Source organism: Ornithinimicrobium sp. CNJ-824 (assembly GCF_001942405.1).
GTDB lineage: Bacteria > Actinomycetota > Actinomycetes > Actinomycetales > Dermatophilaceae > Ornithinicoccus > Ornithinicoccus kibberensis.
Genome location: NZ_MKKA01000033.1, coordinates 41,512 through 57,601 on the forward strand (window position 1 = coordinate 41,512; position 16,090 = coordinate 57,601).

The 16,090-nt window shown below is 73.0% G+C and carries 12 protein-coding genes and 2 pseudogenes; 9 read left to right on the plus strand and 5 right to left on the minus strand.

Annotation, left to right across the window (positions count from 1 at the left end):
• Positions 1–112: 112 nt before the first annotated feature.
• Positions 113–1,135: a heat-inducible transcriptional repressor HrcA gene (gene hrcA, locus BJF81_RS10855; protein WP_075958356.1), complete on the minus strand. Its 1,023-nt coding sequence runs from the start codon at positions 1,133–1,135 to the stop codon at positions 113–115.
• Positions 1,136–1,232: 97 nt separating this feature from the next.
• Here hrcA and fumC point away from each other — a divergent pair.
• The 4 genes and pseudogenes from fumC to BJF81_RS10870 all read left to right on the plus strand — a co-directional run bounded on the left by fumC (position 1,233) and on the right by BJF81_RS10870 (position 4,132).
• Positions 1,233–2,638, plus strand: a pseudogene (gene fumC / locus BJF81_RS10860) (class II fumarate hydratase).
• A 118-nt stretch (positions 2,639–2,756) separates the two neighbouring features.
• Positions 2,757–3,619: pseudogene (locus tag BJF81_RS10865) on the plus strand (DUF3097 domain-containing protein).
• A gap of 52 nt (positions 3,620–3,671) precedes the next feature.
• A complete protein-coding gene (locus tag BJF81_RS20345) occupies positions 3,672–3,794 on the plus strand; it encodes a hypothetical protein (RefSeq protein WP_269087329.1) in 123 nt (40 codons plus the stop codon).
• Positions 3,791–4,132, plus strand: a complete 342-nt coding sequence (locus tag BJF81_RS10870; RefSeq protein ID WP_075958357.1) for a DUF4870 domain-containing protein — start codon at positions 3,791–3,793, stop codon at positions 4,130–4,132. Before BJF81_RS20345 ends, BJF81_RS10870 begins: the two co-directional genes overlap by 4 nt.
• Before the next feature lie 381 nt (positions 4,133–4,513).
• Here BJF81_RS10870 and hemW read toward each other — a convergent pair whose 3' ends face one another.
• Positions 4,514–5,737: a radical SAM family heme chaperone HemW gene (hemW, locus tag BJF81_RS10875; RefSeq protein ID WP_075958358.1), complete on the minus strand. Its 1,224-nt coding sequence runs from the start codon at positions 5,735–5,737 to the stop codon at positions 4,514–4,516.
• A gap of 77 nt (positions 5,738–5,814) precedes the next feature.
• On the opposite strand from hemW, the gene ppk2 reads away from it, so the two are divergent.
• Positions 5,815–6,705 (plus strand): polyphosphate kinase 2, encoded by an 891-nt coding sequence (ppk2, locus tag BJF81_RS10880; RefSeq protein WP_075958359.1) that lies wholly within the window; start codon positions 5,815–5,817, stop codon positions 6,703–6,705.
• A 25-nt stretch (positions 6,706–6,730) separates the two neighbouring features.
• Here ppk2 and trmB read toward each other — a convergent pair whose 3' ends face one another.
• The 3 genes from trmB to BJF81_RS10895 form a co-directional block, all read right to left on the minus strand.
• The gene (gene trmB, locus BJF81_RS10885) at positions 6,731–7,396 is read right to left on the minus strand and encodes a tRNA (guanine(46)-N(7))-methyltransferase TrmB (RefSeq protein WP_202817473.1); all 666 of its coding nucleotides are present in this window, start codon (positions 7,394–7,396) and stop codon (positions 6,731–6,733) included.
• 109 nt (positions 7,397–7,505) lie between these two features.
• Entirely contained in the window at positions 7,506–9,374 is a 1,869-nt protein-coding gene (gene lepA / locus BJF81_RS10890; RefSeq protein WP_075958361.1) for a translation elongation factor 4, read from the minus strand.
• Between the two features lie 103 nt (positions 9,375–9,477).
• Positions 9,478–9,906, minus strand: a complete 429-nt coding sequence (locus BJF81_RS10895; RefSeq protein WP_143780805.1) for a GNAT family N-acetyltransferase — start codon at positions 9,904–9,906, stop codon at positions 9,478–9,480.
• 176 nt (positions 9,907–10,082) lie between these two features.
• Between BJF81_RS10895 and aceB the strand changes: the two genes are divergently transcribed.
• The 4 genes from aceB (at position 10,083) to BJF81_RS10915 (ending at position 15,985) form a co-directional block, all read left to right on the plus strand.
• A complete protein-coding gene (aceB, locus tag BJF81_RS10900; protein WP_075958362.1) occupies positions 10,083–11,708 on the plus strand; it encodes a malate synthase A in 1,626 nt (541 codons plus the stop codon).
• 73 nt (positions 11,709–11,781) lie between these two features.
• Positions 11,782–13,332 (plus strand): FAD-linked oxidase C-terminal domain-containing protein, encoded by a 1,551-nt coding sequence (locus BJF81_RS10905; protein WP_083664167.1) that lies wholly within the window; start codon positions 11,782–11,784, stop codon positions 13,330–13,332.
• A complete protein-coding gene (locus BJF81_RS10910) occupies positions 13,332–14,621 on the plus strand; it encodes an FAD-binding oxidoreductase (RefSeq protein ID WP_075958363.1) in 1,290 nt (429 codons plus the stop codon). Before BJF81_RS10905 ends, BJF81_RS10910 begins: the two co-directional genes overlap by 1 nt.
• Positions 14,621–15,985, plus strand: coding sequence for a heterodisulfide reductase-related iron-sulfur binding cluster (locus BJF81_RS10915; protein WP_237770187.1), 1,365 nt, complete (start codon positions 14,621–14,623; stop codon positions 15,983–15,985). Before BJF81_RS10910 ends, BJF81_RS10915 begins: the two co-directional genes overlap by 1 nt.
• Positions 15,986–16,090 lie beyond the last annotated feature (105 nt).

A 16,090-nucleotide genomic window follows, 5' to 3' on the forward strand; every position in this document is an offset into this window, starting at 1 on the left:
GTTCCTTGGTGGTGGGGGGCAACGGGAAGGACAACGGCGCGGGCGGTCGAACTATGCCGCGGCAGCCGCCGGGTGTCGGACGGGAGCACCCGTCCGTCGGGGACGGACGGCCTCACCCGTCCAGGATCTCGGCGACGTAGCGGGCCACGGCCCGGACCGCGGCCATCGCCTGGGGGTAGTCCATCCGGGTGGGGCCGACCACCCCCAGGCCCCCGGCGTCGCCGTAGCTGGTGGCCACGACCGAGGTGGTGCGCAGGGGTTCGTAGGGATTCTCCATCCCGATGCTGACCGCGACCTGGTCGCCGTCGACGGTGGCCATGCTGCCCATGAGACGCAGCAGGACGACGTGCTCCTCGAGGGCGTCGAGGACGGAGGAGAGCGAGGTGGGGAAGTCGTTGCCGGACCGGGCCAGGTTCGCGGTGCCACTGAGGACGACCCGCTCCTCCGACTGCTCGGCCACGGCGTCGGCCAGCGCCCGGGCGACCGCGGTCGCCACGTGGCGGTCCTCCGGGGCGACGTCCTCGAGGAGGGCGTTCAGGCGGGCCGGGACCGACGGCAGGGGCAGGCCCACGGAGACGGAGTTGACGCGGGAGCGCAGGTCGGCGACGAGGTCGGCGTCGGGGGCCAGCTCGCGCCCGGTGTCGATGACCCGTTGCTCGACCCGGCCGGTGTTGACGATCAGCACGACCATCAGACGCGGACCGCCGATGGGGACCAGCTCGACGTGCCGGACGGTGGACCGGGACAGGCTGGGGTACTGCATGACCGCCACCTGGTGGGTCAGGCTGGACAGCAGCCGGGTGGTCCGGGCGACCACGTCGTCCAGGTCGACCGCCCCGTGCAGGAAACGCTCGATCGCGCTGCGCTCGCCCCGGCCGAGGGGCTTGACGGCGCTGAGCCGGTCCACGAACAGGCGGTAGCCGGCGTCCGTGGGCACCCGGCCCGCGCTCGTGTGGGGGGCCGTGATCAGGCCCTCCTCCTCCAGCACCGCCATGTCGTTGCGCACCGTGGCTGCGGACACCCCCAGCTGGTGGCGCTCCAGCAGCGCCTTGGACCCCACCGGCTCGGAGGTGCGCACGTAGTCCTGGACGATGGCGCGCAGCACGTGGAGGCGACGGTCGTCGCTGACGCTCATGCTCTCGCCCACCTCCCGCTGCTGGCACTCCGACGGTCTGAGTGCCAGTCTACGCGGCCGGTGCAAGCCGGCCGGACCGCACACCTACGATGAGCCCATGAACCAGGTGCGCATGGAGACCGACAGCATGGGACAGGTCGAGGTCCCCTCCGACCGTTACTGGGGCGCGCAGACGCAGCGCAGCATCCACAACTTCCCCATCGGCCGGGACACCTTCGTCTGGGGGCGTCCGGTGATCAAGGCGCTGGGGATCCTCAAGAAGGGCGCGGCGCAGGCCAACGCGGAGCTGGGCGAGCTCCCCGCGGACGTCGCCGACCTCGTCGTCCGCGCCGCCGACGAGGTCATCGCCGGGGACCTGGACGAGCACTTCCCGCTCGTGGTCTTCCAGACCGGTTCGGGGACCCAGAGCAACATGAACAGCAACGAGGTCATCGCCAACCGGGCCATCGAGCTGGCCGGCGGCGAGCTGGGCAGCAAGACCCCGGTCCACCCCAACGACCACGTCAACCGGGGCCAGAGCAGCAACGACACCTTCCCCACGGCGATGCACATCGCCGTGCTCCTCGAGCTGCGCGACCGGCTCGAGGGTGGGGTCGGCGTGCTGCGCGACACGCTGGCGGCCAAGGCCCAGGAGCATGCCGACGTCGTCAAGGTCGGGCGCACGCACCTGCAGGACGCCACCCCCATCACGCTGGGCCAGGAGATCGGCGGCTGGGTCGCCCAGATCGACTACGCGATGGGTCAGGTCCGCCATGCGGGCGAGGGGCTGCACGAGCTGGCCATCGGCGGCACCGCCGTCGGCACCGGGCTCAACGCCCACCCGCGCTTCGGGGACCTCGCCGCCCGGAAGATGGGCGAGGAGGCCGGGCTGGAGCTGCGCTCGGCGGAGAACAAGTTCGCCGCGCTGTCCGCGCACGACGCACTCGTGCAGACCTCGGCCGCGCTGCGCACCCTCGCCGGCGCCTGATGAAGATGGCCAACGACGTGCGCTGGCTGGCCTCCGGGCCGCGCAACGGCATCGGCGAGCTGAACATCCCCGAGAACGAGCCGGGATCCAGCATCATGCCGGGCAAGGTGAACCCGACGCAGGCCGAGGCGCTGACGATGGTGGCCACCCGGGTGTTCGGCAACGACGCCACCGTCGCCTTCGCCGGCACCCAGGGCAACTTCCAGCTCAACGTCTTCAAGCCGGTCATGGTGCACGCGGTGCTGGAGAGCATCCGCCTCCTGGCCGACGCGTGCCGGGCGTTCAACGACGGCTGCGCCGTGGGGCTGGAGCCCAACACCGCGCGCATCGAGGCCAACCTGGCCAGCAACCTCATGCAGGTCACCGCGCTCAACCCGCACATCGGCTACGACAAGGCGGCCGCGATCGCCAAGAAGGCGCACAAGGAGGGCCTGACCCTGCGCGAGGCCGCGGTCGCCAGCGGCGAGCTGTCGGAGGAGCAGTTCGACGCATGGGTGGTGCCCGCCGACATGACGCAGCCCCGGCAGGTCGACTGACACCGCGACGCACGGCGAGGGCCCGGTCGGCGACGGCCGGGCCCTCGCCGTTCCCGTGCGCCCGTCCGCGGGCGCGCCTCACCGGGCCCAGGTGCCCCACGGCATACCCTCGGGCGCTGTGAACGACCGCTACGGGACCGACGTGCTCTCCGGCGACTGGCGTGCCCCCGGAGGGGCCGCGCGCAGCCGGTGGAGGCCGAGCCGGGGCTCGTCGTCGAGGACGTCGACACCGGCTGGTGCGGGGCGGTCGTGCGGGTGGAGAAGGCCGGGGGGATGCAGGTGGTGCACCTGGAGGACCGGCGGGGCCGGACGAAGGGGTTCCCGCTCGGGCCCGGGTTCCTCCTCGACGGACGACCGGTCGTGCTCACCGTGCCCACCGGCGAGCGCCGCGCCCAGGTGGAGGCGGCCCGGAAGGCGGCCTCCCGGACCGCGAGCGGCTCGGTGGCGGTGCGCGGGCAGGCGGCGCGGGTGGCCTCCGGGTCCCGGATCTGGGTGGAGGGCCGGCACGACGCCGAGCTGGTGGAGAAGGTGTGGGGCGACGACCTGCGGGTCGAGGGCGTGGTCGTGGAGATGCTCGACGGGGTCGACGACCTCGCGGGCGAGATCCGCCGGTTCGCGCCGACCCCCGACCGTCGCCTGGGGGTGCTGGTCGACCATCTCGTGCCGGGCACCAAGGAGAGCCGCATCGTCGCCGAGGCCGAGCGCGTCAGCCCCCACGCCCGGATCCTGGGCCACCCCTACGTGGACGTGTGGCAGTCGGTCAAGCCGGCCCGGCTGGGCCTGGACGTGTGGCCGGTCGTGGAGCGGGGGCGCTCCTGGAAGCACGGGGTGCTGCAGGAGCTGGGCTGGCCGCACGCCTCGCAGGCCGACGTGGCCCGCGGGTGGAAGAAAATCCTGGCCACCGTGCGTTCCTACAGTGACCTGGAACCAACGCTGCTCGCCAGCGTCGAAGAACTGATCGACTTCGTCACCGTCCCCTGAGAAGGGGGCGGGCGGGTCGAGGTTCCGTCCGGTCCTACCCCAGGAGTGACACATGAGCACCGCACCCCCGCCTCCCCCGCTTCCCGGCGACCGCCCGTCCGAGCCCCGGCAGGGCCAGGAGTGGGCCCCGACCCGGTCCGGGCAGGTCCCGGTCGAGGGCGAGAGCGCACGATGATGCTCCTGGCCCACCTGTCGGCGCCGATCTCCTTCCTGCTCAGCGGCGCCTGGCTGCCGTTCCTGGGACCGCTGCTGGTCTGGGTCTTCTACAAGGACCGCAGCCAGGCGGTCCGGACCGCCTCCGCCGGGGCGTTCAACTTCAACGTCTCGATGACCATCGCCAGCTGGGCCCTGTGGCTCAGCGTGATCCTCACCCTGGGGATCGGGTTCCTCTGGGCGCTCCCGCTGTGGCTCGTCCTCTTCGTCGTCCAGATCTGGGCCCACGTCAAGGGGGCCATGATGGCCTCCCGCGGAGAGGTCTTCGAGTACCCCTTCCAGATCCGCATCCTCAGCTGAGGACGATTTCGGGCCAACCTCTTGCCAACCTCTCGGCCCGAGGAGTAGACAAGGACCACGCCCTTTCCGCAAGGCAGGGCGGGTCGCAAGACAGTCGAGGATTCGAACGGCGGACCGCGTGCCTCCGGGCACACCGTCGCCACCTCCGGTGACGCGGAGGTCGAGCCTCCGGACCCCTTGCGCACCGGTCGGGACGTCACGTCCGACCGTGGCCCGCTTCGCGACCTCATACGCCGCGAAGCGGGCCACCATCGTCTGGGGCCAGTCCCTGCCGGCTCATACCCGGCAGGGGCTGCTCCTCGTTCCCGTTCTACCGGCGCCCGCTCCCGGCGGGGCGCAGCGGGCACCGGCGTGTCGAGGACGGGGGACCCGGATCTCGGCTCAGCCCGGCAGCAGCCGGTGGACCACGGTGTCGGCGAGCAGCCTACCGCGCAGGGTCGGCACGACCCGGCCCCGCACCGCCGCCGGACCGTCCACGAGCCCGTCGGCGACGAGGCCGGCCACGGCCGTCCGCGCCGGGGCGCTCAGCAGGTCGGTCGGCAGGCCTTCGGCCAGCCGCGAGCGCAGCAGCACCGTCTCGTCGTGGCGCTGCCCGTCGTCCAGCACCTCCCGGGCGTGGGCCGGGCTGAGGCCTTCGGCCAGCCGGTCGGCGTAGGCCTGTGGGTGCTTGACGTTCCACCACCGCACCCCGCCGACGTGGCTGTGCGCCCCGGGTCCGACCCCCCACCAGTCGCCACCGCGCCAGTAGGCCACGTTGTGCCGGCACCGGTGCGCGTCGCCCCGGGCCCAGTTGGAGATCTCGTACCAGTGGTAGCCGGCCGCGGCGAGGACACGGTCGGCCAGCTCGTACTTGTCGGCCTCGTCGTCGTCCTCCGGGGCGGGCAGCTCGCCGCGGCGGACCTGGGCCGCCAGGCGGGTGCCCTCCTCGACCACCAGGGCGTAGGCCGACACGTGGTCGGGCTCCAGCGACACCGCCGTCTCGAGGCTGCTCTGCCAGTCCTCCAGGGACTCCCCCGGCGTGCCGTAGATCAGGTCGAGGCTGACCTGGAGCCCGGCCGCCCGGACGGCGGCGACGGCCCGCTCGACGTTGGCGGGGTCGTGGGTACGGTCCAGGGTGCGCAGGACGTGCGGGACGACCGACTGCATGCCGAGGCTGACCCGGGTGAACCCCTGGGCGGCCAGCTCCTCGGCCACCCTCGGGGTCACCGTGTCGGGGTTGGCCTCGGTCGTGACCTCGGCCTCGTCCGTCAGGCCGAGGGTGTCGCGCACGCGTCCGAGCAACGCCCCCAGGGCCGCCGGGGCGAGCATCGTCGGGGTCCCCCCGCCGACGAAGACCGTGCTGGCCGGTGGCGGGTCGCCCGGCGCCAGGACCCGGCCCGCCAGCTCGACCTCGGCCAGCGCCGCCCCCAGGTAGCGGCCCGTGTCGGCGTCGGCCCCCAGCTCGGGGAGCGTGTAGGTGTTGAAGTCGCAGTAGCCGCACCGGACCCGGCAGAAGGGCACGTGCAGGTACACCCCCAGGGTGCGCGCGGCCATACCCTCCAGGGCGGTGGCGGGCAGCGCCCCGTCCGGGGGCGCGGGGTCTCCGGGCGGGAAGGTCGAGGGCATTCCCCCATTGTCGCCGACGGCCGGGGACGGACCGCCCCGTCCCGCGACGCACGGGGGCCGGGCGATAGGGTCGGAGGGTGCAGCAACGTCTCCGGGAGTACATCGACCGGCTCCGCGACGAGGGGTACACCGTCCGGGACGACCAGGGGTCGGACCCGGACCTCATCACGCCGGACGGCAGCGCGGTCGACACCTGGCGCGAGGACTACCCCTACGCCGAGCGGATGACCCGGGACTACTACGAGGTCGAGAAGTGGCTCCTGCAGGTGGAGCTGCTCAAGTTCCAGTACTGGGCCAAGGACAACGGCAGCCGGCACGTGCTGGTCTTCGAGGGACGGGACGCGGCCGGCAAGGGCGGGTCGATCAAGCGGTTCATGGAGCACCTCAACCCGCGCGGCGCCACCGTCGTGGCCCTCAACAAGCCGACCGAGGTCGAGGCCGGGCAGTGGTACTTCCAGCGGTACATCGAGCACCTGCCCACGAGCGGCGACATGGTGCTCTTCGACCGGTCCTGGTACAACCGGGCCGGGGTGGAACGGGTCATGGGGTTCTGCTCGGACGCCGAGTACGAGCTGTTCATGGAGCAGGCGCCGCAGTTCGAGAAGATGCTCGTCGACTCCGGCGTCTCGATCACCAAGTTCTGGTTCTCGGTGACCCAGACCGAGCAGCGCACCCGGTTCGCGATCCGTCAGCTGGACCCGGTGCGGCAGTGGAAGCTCTCCCCCATGGACCTGGAGTCGCTGGACCGGTGGGACGACTACACCGCCGCCAAGGAGGAGATGTTCCGACGCACGGACACCGACTGGGCACCGTGGATGACGATCAAGTCCAACGACAAGAAGCGGGCCCGGATCAACGCGATGCGTCACTTCCTGTCCCAGTTCGACTACGAGGGCAAGGACCACGACGTCGTCCTGCGGCCCGACCCGCGGCTCGTCAAGCGGGCCCGCAACACCGTCGGGGACTAGAGGCCCCCGCCCCGCGCCGCCTGGATCAGTCGACCCGCATGTAGGTCAGGTCGGTGATGCGCCGGCCGGCCTCGGTGCCGCGGCGCTCGAAGCGGGTGACCGGGCGCAGCGGGAAGCGGTCGGTGGACTCCAGCTCCAGCCGCGGCTCGGCACCGACGACGTCCCTCATCACCCGGGCGTAGTCGTCCCAGTCGGTGGCCAGCCGCCACCGGCCGCCCGGGCGCAGCAGGTCGGCCACCGCGTCGGTGAAGTCGGGGCCGACCAGCCGACGCTTGTGGTGGCGGGCCTTGGGCCACGGGTCGGGGAAGAAGGTCCACACCTCCTCGACGGTGCCGGGCTCGAGCATGGTCCGCAGGGCAAGCGCCGCGTCCACCTCGACGACCCGGACGTTGGGCAGGGCCTGCCCACCGGTGGCCGCAGCCATCTTGGCGAGCGCGTGACCGGTGCCCGGACGCCATACCTCCAGGGCCAGGAAGTCCCGGCCCGGGGAGGCGAGCGCCCCGGCGACCAGCGCGTCCCCGGCCCCGGACCCGACCTCGACCACGAGCGGTGCGCACCGCCCGAAGACCTGCTCCGGGTCGAGCCGGAAGGAGGGGTCCACGACCGTGGAGGTGTCCCCCGCGGCGCGGGGGACCTCGAGGACGACCTGCGCCGAGAGCTGGTCCCAGGCGCGCTGGTGGGTGTGCGGCATCCGCCCGCCCCGGCGGGTGAAGGACCGGGTCCGGGCCAGCGGACGGGGCCCGATGACCGGGTGGCCGAGGGCGTAGTGCCCGCGGAGGGAGACCGGCGTGCCTCCCGGGTCACTTCTTGGCCTTCTCGGCCGCCCCGCCGTCCTGGGAGAGCGCGGCGATGAAGGCCTCCTGGGGCACCTCGACGGACCCGACCATCTTCATCCGCTTCTTGCCCTCCTTCTGCTTCTCCAGCAGCTTGCGCTTGCGGCTGATGTCCCCGCCGTAGCACTTGGCCAGCACGTCCTTGCGGATGGCCCGGATGGTCTCGCGGGCGATGACCCGGGCGCCGATGGCGGCCTGGACGGGCACCTCGAACTGCTGGCGCGGGATGAGCTCCTTGAGCTTGGTGGCCATCTGGACCCCGTAGGCGTACGCCTTGTCCCGGTGCACGATCGCGCTGAAGGCGTCCACGGTGTCGCCCTGCAGGAGGATGTCCACCTTGACCAGGTCGGCCTCCTGCGAGCCGTCCGGCTCGTAGTCGAACGAGGCGTAGCCCTTGGTCCGGGACTTGAGGGCGTCGAAGAAGTCGAAGACGATCTCGGCCAGCGGCAGGGTGTAGCGCATCTCGACCCGCTCGGGCGAGAGGTAGTCCATCCCCTTGAGGGTCCCCCGACGGGTCTGGCACAGCTCCATGATCGCGCCGATGTACTCGCTGGGGGCCAGGATCGTCGAGCGCACGACCGGCTCGGTGATCGAGGCGATCCTGCCGGAGGGGAACTCGCTGGGGTTGGTCACCTCGACGACGGTGCCGTCGTCCAGCCGGACCTCGTACTCCACGTTGGGCAGGGTGGAGATCAGGTCGAGGCCGGACTCGCGCTCGAGGCGCTCGCGGACGATCTCCAGGTGCAGCATGCCGAGGAAGCCGACCCGGAAGCCGAAGCCCAGCGCGGCAGAGGTCTCCGGCTCGTAGACGAGCGCCGCGTCGTTGAGCTTGAGCTTGTCGAGGGCGTCCCGCAGCAGCGGGTAGTCGGACCCGTCGATGGGGTAGAGGCCGGAGAAGACCATCGGGCGCGGGTCGTGGTAGCCGCCCAGGGCCTTCGTCGCCATCCGCCCGGCCCCGGTGACGGTGTCCCCCACCTTGGACTGGCGCACGTCCTTGACGCCGGTGATCAGGTAGCCCACCTCGCCCACGCCCAGACCCTGGGAGGGCACCGGCTCGGGGCTGATGACGCCGATCTCGAGCAGCTCGTGGGTCGCCTTGGTCGACATCATCGCGATCTTCTCGCGGGGCGACAGCCCCCCGTCGACGACGCGGACGTAGGTCACCACGCCCCGGTAGGTGTCGTAGACCGAGTCGAAGATCATCGCGCGGGCGGGCGCGTCGGCGTCCCCGACCGGGTGCGGCACGAGCTCGACGATGCGGTCCAGCAGCTCGGGCACGCCCGCGCCCGTCTTGCCGGAGACCTGCAGCACCTCGGCCGGGTCGCAGCCGATGAGGCCGGCCAGCTCCTCGGCGTACTTCTCCGGCTGCGCCGCCGGCAGGTCGATCTTGTTGAGCACCGGGATGATGACCAGGTCGTTCTCCATGGCCAGGTACAGGTTGGCCAGGGTCTGCGCCTCGATCCCCTGTGCGGCGTCGACCAGCAGCACCGCCCCCTCGCAGGCGGCCAGGCTGCGGCTGACCTCGTAGGTGAAGTCGACGTGCCCGGGCGTGTCGATCATGTTGAGGATGTGGGTGGTCCCGTCGACGGCCCACGGCATGCGCACGGCCTGGGACTTGATGGTGATCCCGCGCTCGCGCTCGATGTCCATGCGGTCCAGGTACTGGGCCCGCATCAGGCGCTGCTCGACGACCCCCGTCTCCTGCAGCATCCGGTCGGCCAGCGTCGACTTGCCGTGGTCGATGTGGGCGATGATGCAGAAGTTGCGGATGAGCTCCGGCGGGGTGGACGCCGGCTGCGGCACGGAGTCGGTCTTGCTGCGGGCGAGCGGGGACACGCTGGGTCTCAACCTCGGGTATGGAGTGGGGGCGGGCGGTCCCGCCAGTCTCCCACGGACCGGGGGCGGGGGCGGAACCCTCGAGCGTGCGGGCGGGGACGGCTCAGGTGATCTGCACGAAGGCCCGCAGCCGGCCGTCGCCGTGCTCACGGACCTCGACCCAGCCCAACGACTCGTAGAAGGCCCGCTGGGCGGGGTCGTCGTCGGTGAGCAGCACCTTCTGGCGGCAGTGGGCGAACGGCTCCATCGCCGCGTGGACGAGTGCTCGGCCGACCCCCTCCCGCTGCAGCTCGGGACGGACGAGCACGTCCTGCAGGTAGGCGATGGTGGCCCCGTCGGAGACGACCCGGGCCAGGCCCAGCAGGTCCTCCCCGTAGCGGGCCACGACCACCCGGGTCGACCCGCGCACCGCGGCCTCGAGCACCTCGGGGTCGGTGGTGTACCTCGACCACCCGACCGCGTCGTAGAGCGTGACGAGGTCCTCCCGACCTGGCACCTCGTCGGCGGTGATGACGATCTCGTGCGCACCCACCCCGTCACTGTAGGCGACCCGCCGCCCCACGGACGGGCGGGCCGCCACCCCGCGGGTGACGGGGGCCACATGCCGGGCCGGGCGCGGGGGGTGGTCGGGGACCGACGCGGCCGGTAGACTCTGATTCCACACGACGGACGCTTCATTCCATGATGCGGAACACCAGGAGGACTCGGATGACCGATGCGACGACGCCCGTGCTGGACCTGCCCGAGGGTGTGGAGGTGACCGGCGCGCTCCGGCCCGGCTACGAGGAGATCCTCTCCCGGTCCGCCCTCGAGCTGGTGGCGGCCCTGCACCGGCAGCTGGAGACCCGGCGCCAGGAGCGGCTGGCGGCCCGCGCGGAGGTCGTGGCGGCGGTGGCCGACGGTCAGGACCTCGACTTCCTGCCCGAGACCCGCCAGATCCGCGAGGACGACTCGTGGCGGGTGGCCGAGCACGCGCCCGGCCTCGTCGACCGGCGGGTGGAGATGACCGGCCCGACCGACCGCAAGATGACGATCAACGCCATGAACTCCGGGGCCCGGGTGTGGCTGGCCGACCAGGAGGACGCCAACACCCCGATGTGGGAGAACGTGGTCGAGGGGCCGCTGAACCTGCGCGACGCCGTCCTGGGCACCATCTCCTTCACCTCCCCCGAGGGCAAGGAGTACGCGCTGGCCACCACCGACCAGTCCCGGCTGCCGACGATCGTCGTTCGCCCCCGGGGCTGGCACCTGGACGAGAAGCACGTCCTCGTCGACGGGCAGCGCACCTCCGGCGGCCTCGTCGACATGGCCCTCTACATGACCGCCTGCGCGCAGCCGCAGCTGGACGCCGGCAAGGGCCCCTACTTCTACCTGCCGAAGATGGAGCACCACCTCGAGGCCCGGCTGTGGAACGACGCCTTCGTCATCGCCCAGGAGCACCTCGGCATCCCCCGCGGCACGGTGCGGGCCACGTGCCTGATCGAGACGCTCCCCGCCGCCTTCCAGATGGAGGAGATCCTCTACGAGCTGCGCGAGCACTCCGCGGGCCTGAACGCCGGCCGCTGGGACTACCTGTTCAGCGTGATCAAGACCTACCGCACCCGTGGCGGGGACTACGTCCTGCCGGACCGCAACGCGGTGACCATGACGGCGCCGATGATGCGCGCCTACACCGACCTGCTCGTGCGCACCTGCCACAAGCGCGGCGCGCACGCCATCGGCGGGATGGCCGCGTTCATCCCGTCCAAGGACGAGGAGGTCAACGCCGCGGCCTACGCCAAGGTGCGGGGCGACAAGCAGCGTGAGGCCGAGGACGGCTTCGACGGGTCGTGGGTGGCCCACCCGGGCATGGTCGGGACCTGCATGGAGGTCTTCGACGCCGTGCTCGGCGACCAGCCCCACCAGGTCGACCGCACCCGGGAGGACGTGCAGGTCACGGCCGACCAGCTGCTCGACGTCAAGGGCACCCCGGGCGAGGTGACCGAGGAGGGGCTGCGGGCCAACATCGACGTGGCGGTCCAGTACCTGGCCGTGTGGCTCACCGGCCGCGGCGCCGTCGGCATCCACAACCTCATGGAGGACGCCGCCACCGCCGAGATCTCCCGCAGCCAGATCTGGCAGTGGATCCACAACGACGTCACCCTCGCCGACACCGGGGAGACGGTGACCCGGGAGCTCGTGCGGCGGCTCGCCGACGAGATCGTGCCCACCCTGCCGGGGGCGGCGGACGGCAGCGTCGACTACGGCCCCGCCAAGGACCTGTTCCTGCAGGTGGCCGTGGCCGACGAGTTCGCCGACTTCCTCACCGTCCCGGCCTACGAGACCATGCCCTGAGCGCCGGCGACCCGACGGGCGGCCCCCACCGGGGCCGTCCTAGTGGGAGCAGCGACGACGAGGAGGTCGAGGTATGACGCTCGAGCCCGAGGTGCGTGGACCGGCCCCCCAGGCTGACGTGCGGGCCCGCGGCGGGGAGGGTGCCCAGGAGGGCGGCCCCGCCCGGGGCGGGACGGTGGCGCAGGTCCTCGCCGACCTGCGCGGCGCCGTCCCCGACCCCCTGCTGCTCACCGACCCGGCCGAGCTGGAGACCTACGCCTGCGACGGGCTCGCCGCCTACCGGGTGACGCCTGCGCTCGTGGTGCTCGCCGACTCCGCCGACCACGTCACCGAGACCGTGCGGGCCTGCGCACGGCACCGGGTGCCCTTCGTGGCCCGCGGGTCCGGCACCGGCCTGTCCGGGGGCGCCCTCCCCCGCGCCGACGGGGTGCTGCTGGTCACCAGCCGGCTCCGGACGCTGCACGAGCTGCGGCCCGAGGACCAGCGGGCCGTCGTGGACCCCGGGGTGATCAACCTGCAGGTCACCAAGGCGGCCAACCCCCGGGGATACTACTTCGCGCCCGACCCGAGCAGCCAGCAGATCTGCTCGATCGGCGGCAACGTCGCGGAGAACTCCGGCGGCGCGCACTGCCTCAAGTACGGCTTCACCGCCAACCACGTGCTGGCGCTGGACCTGGTCACCCCCTCGGGCGAGGAGGTCCGCCTGGGCACCGAGGCCCCCGACGCCCCGGGCTACGACCTCGTGGGCGCCTTCGTCGGCTCGGAGGGGACGCTGGGCGTGGCGACCCGGGCCGTCGTGCGGCTGACCCGGCTGCCCGAGGAGGTACGCACCGTCCTGGCCGGTTTCGCCACGATCGACCAGGCGGGGGCCGCGACGAGCGCGATCATCGCCGCGGGCATCGTGCCGGCCGCGATCGAGATCATGGACGCCCTGGCCATCGAGGCGGCCGAGAAGGCCGTCTCCTGCGGCTACCCGGCCGGTGCCGGGGCCGTGCTCGTCGTCGAGCTGGACGGTGCGGCCGAGGAGGTGGCCCACGAGTACGACCAGGTGGAACGGATCTGTGCCGAGCAGGGCGCCTTCGAGTTCCGGATGGCCACCGACGCCCTCGAGCGGGCCGAGATCTGGAAGGGCCGCAAGTCGGCCTTCGCGGCCGTCGGCCGCATCTCCCCCGACTACATCGTGCAGGACGGCGTCGTCCCCCGGACGGCGCTGCCGGAGGTGCTGCGCGAGATGTCCCGGATCAGCGCCGAGCGGGGCGTGCGCGTGGCCAACGTCTTCCACGCCGGCGACGGCAACCTGCACCCCCTCGTGCTCTTCGACGCCGCCGAGGAGGGCGCCACCGAACGCGCCGAGGAGGTGTCCGGGATGATCCTCGACCTGTGCATCCGGCACGGCGGGTCGATCACCGGCGAGCACGGCGTGGGCGCCGACAAGGCCCGCTACATGCCGCGGATGTTCACCGAGGAGGACCTGGACACCATGCAGCTGGTGCGCTGCGCCTTCGACCCCGACGGCATCGCCAACCCCGGCAAGATCTACCCCACGCCCCGGCTCTGCGGAGAGCGGCCCCGGGTCGTCCAGGGCGCGCACGCCCTGGCCACCGACGGCGTGGAGCTCTTCTGATGACCCCGCTCGAGCAGCTGGCGGGCACCTGCCCGGTCCGGGAGGCCGGACCCGAGGACCAGGTCGACGGGGTCCCGGCCCGCGTCGTCGCCCGGCCGGGGTCGACCGAGGAGACCTCGGCCCTGCTGCGCGCCTGCCACGCGCAGGGCCTGGCCGTCGTCGTGCGCGGGCACGGGACGAAGGTGGCCTGGGGCCGGCCCCCGGAGCGTCTCGACGTCATCCTGGAGACGACGGCGATGGACGCGCTCGTGGAGCACTCCCGGGGGGACCTGATCGCCATCGCGGGCGCGGGCATGCCGCTGGCCCGGCTGGCCGAGCGGCTCGCCGAGGGCGGCCACCAGCTGGTCGTCGACGACCTGGTGGCGGACGCCGCCCCTCCCGTGGCGGGTGCCGGGGGGGCCGAGGTGCGCGGCTCCACCCTGGGCGGTGCCGTGGCCACCAACCTCTGCGGCCCCCGGCGGCTGTGGACCGGCTCGGTGCGCGACCTGGTCATCGGCGTCCGGTTCGTGCGGGCCGACGGGACGGTCGCCAAGGCCGGCGGCAGGGTCGTCAAGAACGTCGCCGGCTACGACCTGGCCAAGCTGCTCACCGGGTCGTTCGGCACGCTGGCCGTCGTCACCGAGGTGACCGTCCGGCTGCACCCCCTGCCGCAGGCGCAGCGGTGGGTGGTCCTCGACGTCGCCGAGGAGGACCTGGCCACCGTGCTGGGCTCGGCCGTCCACTCCCAGACCGTGCCGCAGGCCCTGGAGGTGCACGCCCGCCCCGGCCAGGCCCCCCAGGTGGCCGTCCTGCTGGGGGGCACCGACGGCGGGGTGCAGGCGCGCGCGGCCCGCCTCGTCGACGTGCTGGCCCCCCTCGCCTCGCGCGGCGCCCCGTCCGTGTCGTCCACCGACCGGGCCCCCGGCTGGTGGGCCCGTCCCCTCGCGGCCGCGCACGACGAGCGGCCCGTGCTCGTGCGCGCCACGGCCCGCATCTCCGGGGTGGCCGAGCTGGTCGCCGCGGCCGTCGCCCACGGGATGACGGTGACCGGGTCGGCGGGCGTGGGGGTGCTGCACGCGCTCCTGCCCGCAGCGTCGGCGCCGGAGGATGCCCGGGCCGCCCTCGACGACCTGCGGGCCGTGAGCGAACGGCTCGGCGGCTCCACGGTGGTGCTGGACGCCCCGCCCGAGGTCAAGGCGGTCGCGGACAGCTGGGGCGAGGTGCCCGGCCTGGACCTGATGCGCCGCGTCAAGGACGAGTTCGACCCCACCCGGGCGTTGGCGCCCGGACGCTTCGTCGGAGGACTGTGATGGACCGCCCCCGCCCCCGCCCGACCATGTCGCCGGCCTCGACCAGCCTGCCGACCACGACCCAGCCCGCCCGGGTGCCCGCCGCGCAGGACGTCACCCACCTGGGGATGCCGACCGTGCGCGGCCTGAGCTCGGGCGTCGTGGCGGACCCGGCGTTCGACGACCACCGTCCCCCCAGCACCGAGCTGCTCGACGACTGCGTCCACTGCGGGTTCTGCCTCACCACCTGCCCGACCTACCAGCTCTGGGGCGAGGAGATGGACAGCCCCCGCGGACGCATCGACCTCGTCCGCGCGGCCCGGGAGGGGGCGCCCCTGACCGGCTCCACCGTGGCCCACCTGGACGCCTGCCTGGGCTGCATGGCCTGCGTGACCGCCTGCCCGTCCGGCGTACGCTACGACCGCATCCTGGAGACGACCCGGGCGCAGATCGAGCGCCGGGTCGAGCGGCCCGCCCGCGAGCGGGCGCTGCGGTCCCTCATCTTCGGGCTGTTCCCCCACCCGGCACGGCTGAGGGCGCTGCGTGGTCCCCTGCGGCTGGCCCAGCGCACCGGAGCCCTGCGGCTGGTCGGACGGACCGGCCTGGTCGGCCGGGTCAGCCCCGAGCTGGAGGTCATGCAGTCGCTGGCTCCCCCGCTCGGTCCCCGCGTGGAGGTGCCCGAGCGCACCCCGGCCCTGGGGCCACGGCGGGCGGTCGTGGGCATGCTCACCGGGTGCGTCCAGCGGGAGTTCTTCGGCGAGGTCAACGCCGCCACCGCCCGGGTGCTGGCCGCCGAGGGCTGCGACGTCGTCGCGCCCCGGCGCCAGGGGTGCTGCGGCGCCCTCTCGGTGCACACGGGCCGCGAGGAGGAGGGTGCGGAGTTCGCGCGTCGTCTCATCGACACCTTCGAGGAGGCCGGGGTGGACTCGGTCGTGGTCAACTCCGCCGGCTGCGGCTCCACGATGAAGGAGTACGTCCACCTGCTCTCCGACGACCCCGACTACGCCGGCCGGGCCCGGGCGTTCAGCGAGAAGGTGCGGGACCTGTCCGAGATCCTCGTCGAGCTGGGTCCCGTCGCCCCGCGCCACCCGGTGGGAGCCGCGCCGGCGGACGACGACCGGACCGACGGCGAGGTCGTCATCGCCTACCACGACGCCTGCCACCTCCGGCACGCCCAGCAGGTGGTCCGTCAGCCGCGGGAGCTGCTGCGCGGCATCCCCGGGGTGCGGCTGGTCGAGATCCCGGACGCCGAGATCTGCTGCGGCTCCGCGGGCGTCTACAACATCCTCAACCCCGAGCCGGCCGCCGAGCTCGCGACCGCAAGGCGGCCAACATCCTGTCCACCGGGGCCGACCTGCTCGTCACCGCCAACCCCGGCTGCCTGATGCAGATCAGCCAGGCGCTGGAACGGGCCGGCCGGCCGGTGCCGTTCGTGCACACCGCCGTCGTGCTCGACGCCGCCATCCGGGGCGAGCGCCTGCTCTGAGGGG

What these genes read in the sequence shown, in the direction of transcription:
- aceB (WP_075958362.1), top strand. Translation starts at nt 10,083, where the DNA reads ATGACCGATGCGACGACGCCCGTGCTGGACCTGCCCGAGGGTGTGGAG.
- hemW (WP_075958358.1), bottom strand. Translation starts at nt 5,737, where the DNA reads ATGCCCTCGACCTTCCCGCCCGGAGACCCCGCGCCCCCGGACGGGGCG.
- BJF81_RS10915 (WP_237770187.1), top strand. Translation starts at nt 14,621, where the DNA reads ATGGACCGCCCCCGCCCCCGCCCGACCATGTCGCCGGCCTCGACCAGC.
- BJF81_RS10910 (WP_075958363.1), top strand. Translation starts at nt 13,332, where the DNA reads ATGACCCCGCTCGAGCAGCTGGCGGGCACCTGCCCGGTCCGGGAGGCC.
- hrcA (WP_075958356.1), bottom strand. Translation starts at nt 1,135, where the DNA reads ATGAGCGTCAGCGACGACCGTCGCCTCCACGTGCTGCGCGCCATCGTC.
- BJF81_RS10905 (WP_083664167.1), top strand. Translation starts at nt 11,782, where the DNA reads ATGACGCTCGAGCCCGAGGTGCGTGGACCGGCCCCCCAGGCTGACGTG.
- trmB (WP_202817473.1), bottom strand. Translation starts at nt 7,396, where the DNA reads ATGCCGCACACCCACCAGCGCGCCTGGGACCAGCTCTCGGCGCAGGTC.
- BJF81_RS20345 (WP_269087329.1), top strand. Translation starts at nt 3,672, where the DNA reads ATGAGCACCGCACCCCCGCCTCCCCCGCTTCCCGGCGACCGCCCGTCC.
- BJF81_RS10870 (WP_075958357.1), top strand. Translation starts at nt 3,791, where the DNA reads ATGATGCTCCTGGCCCACCTGTCGGCGCCGATCTCCTTCCTGCTCAGC.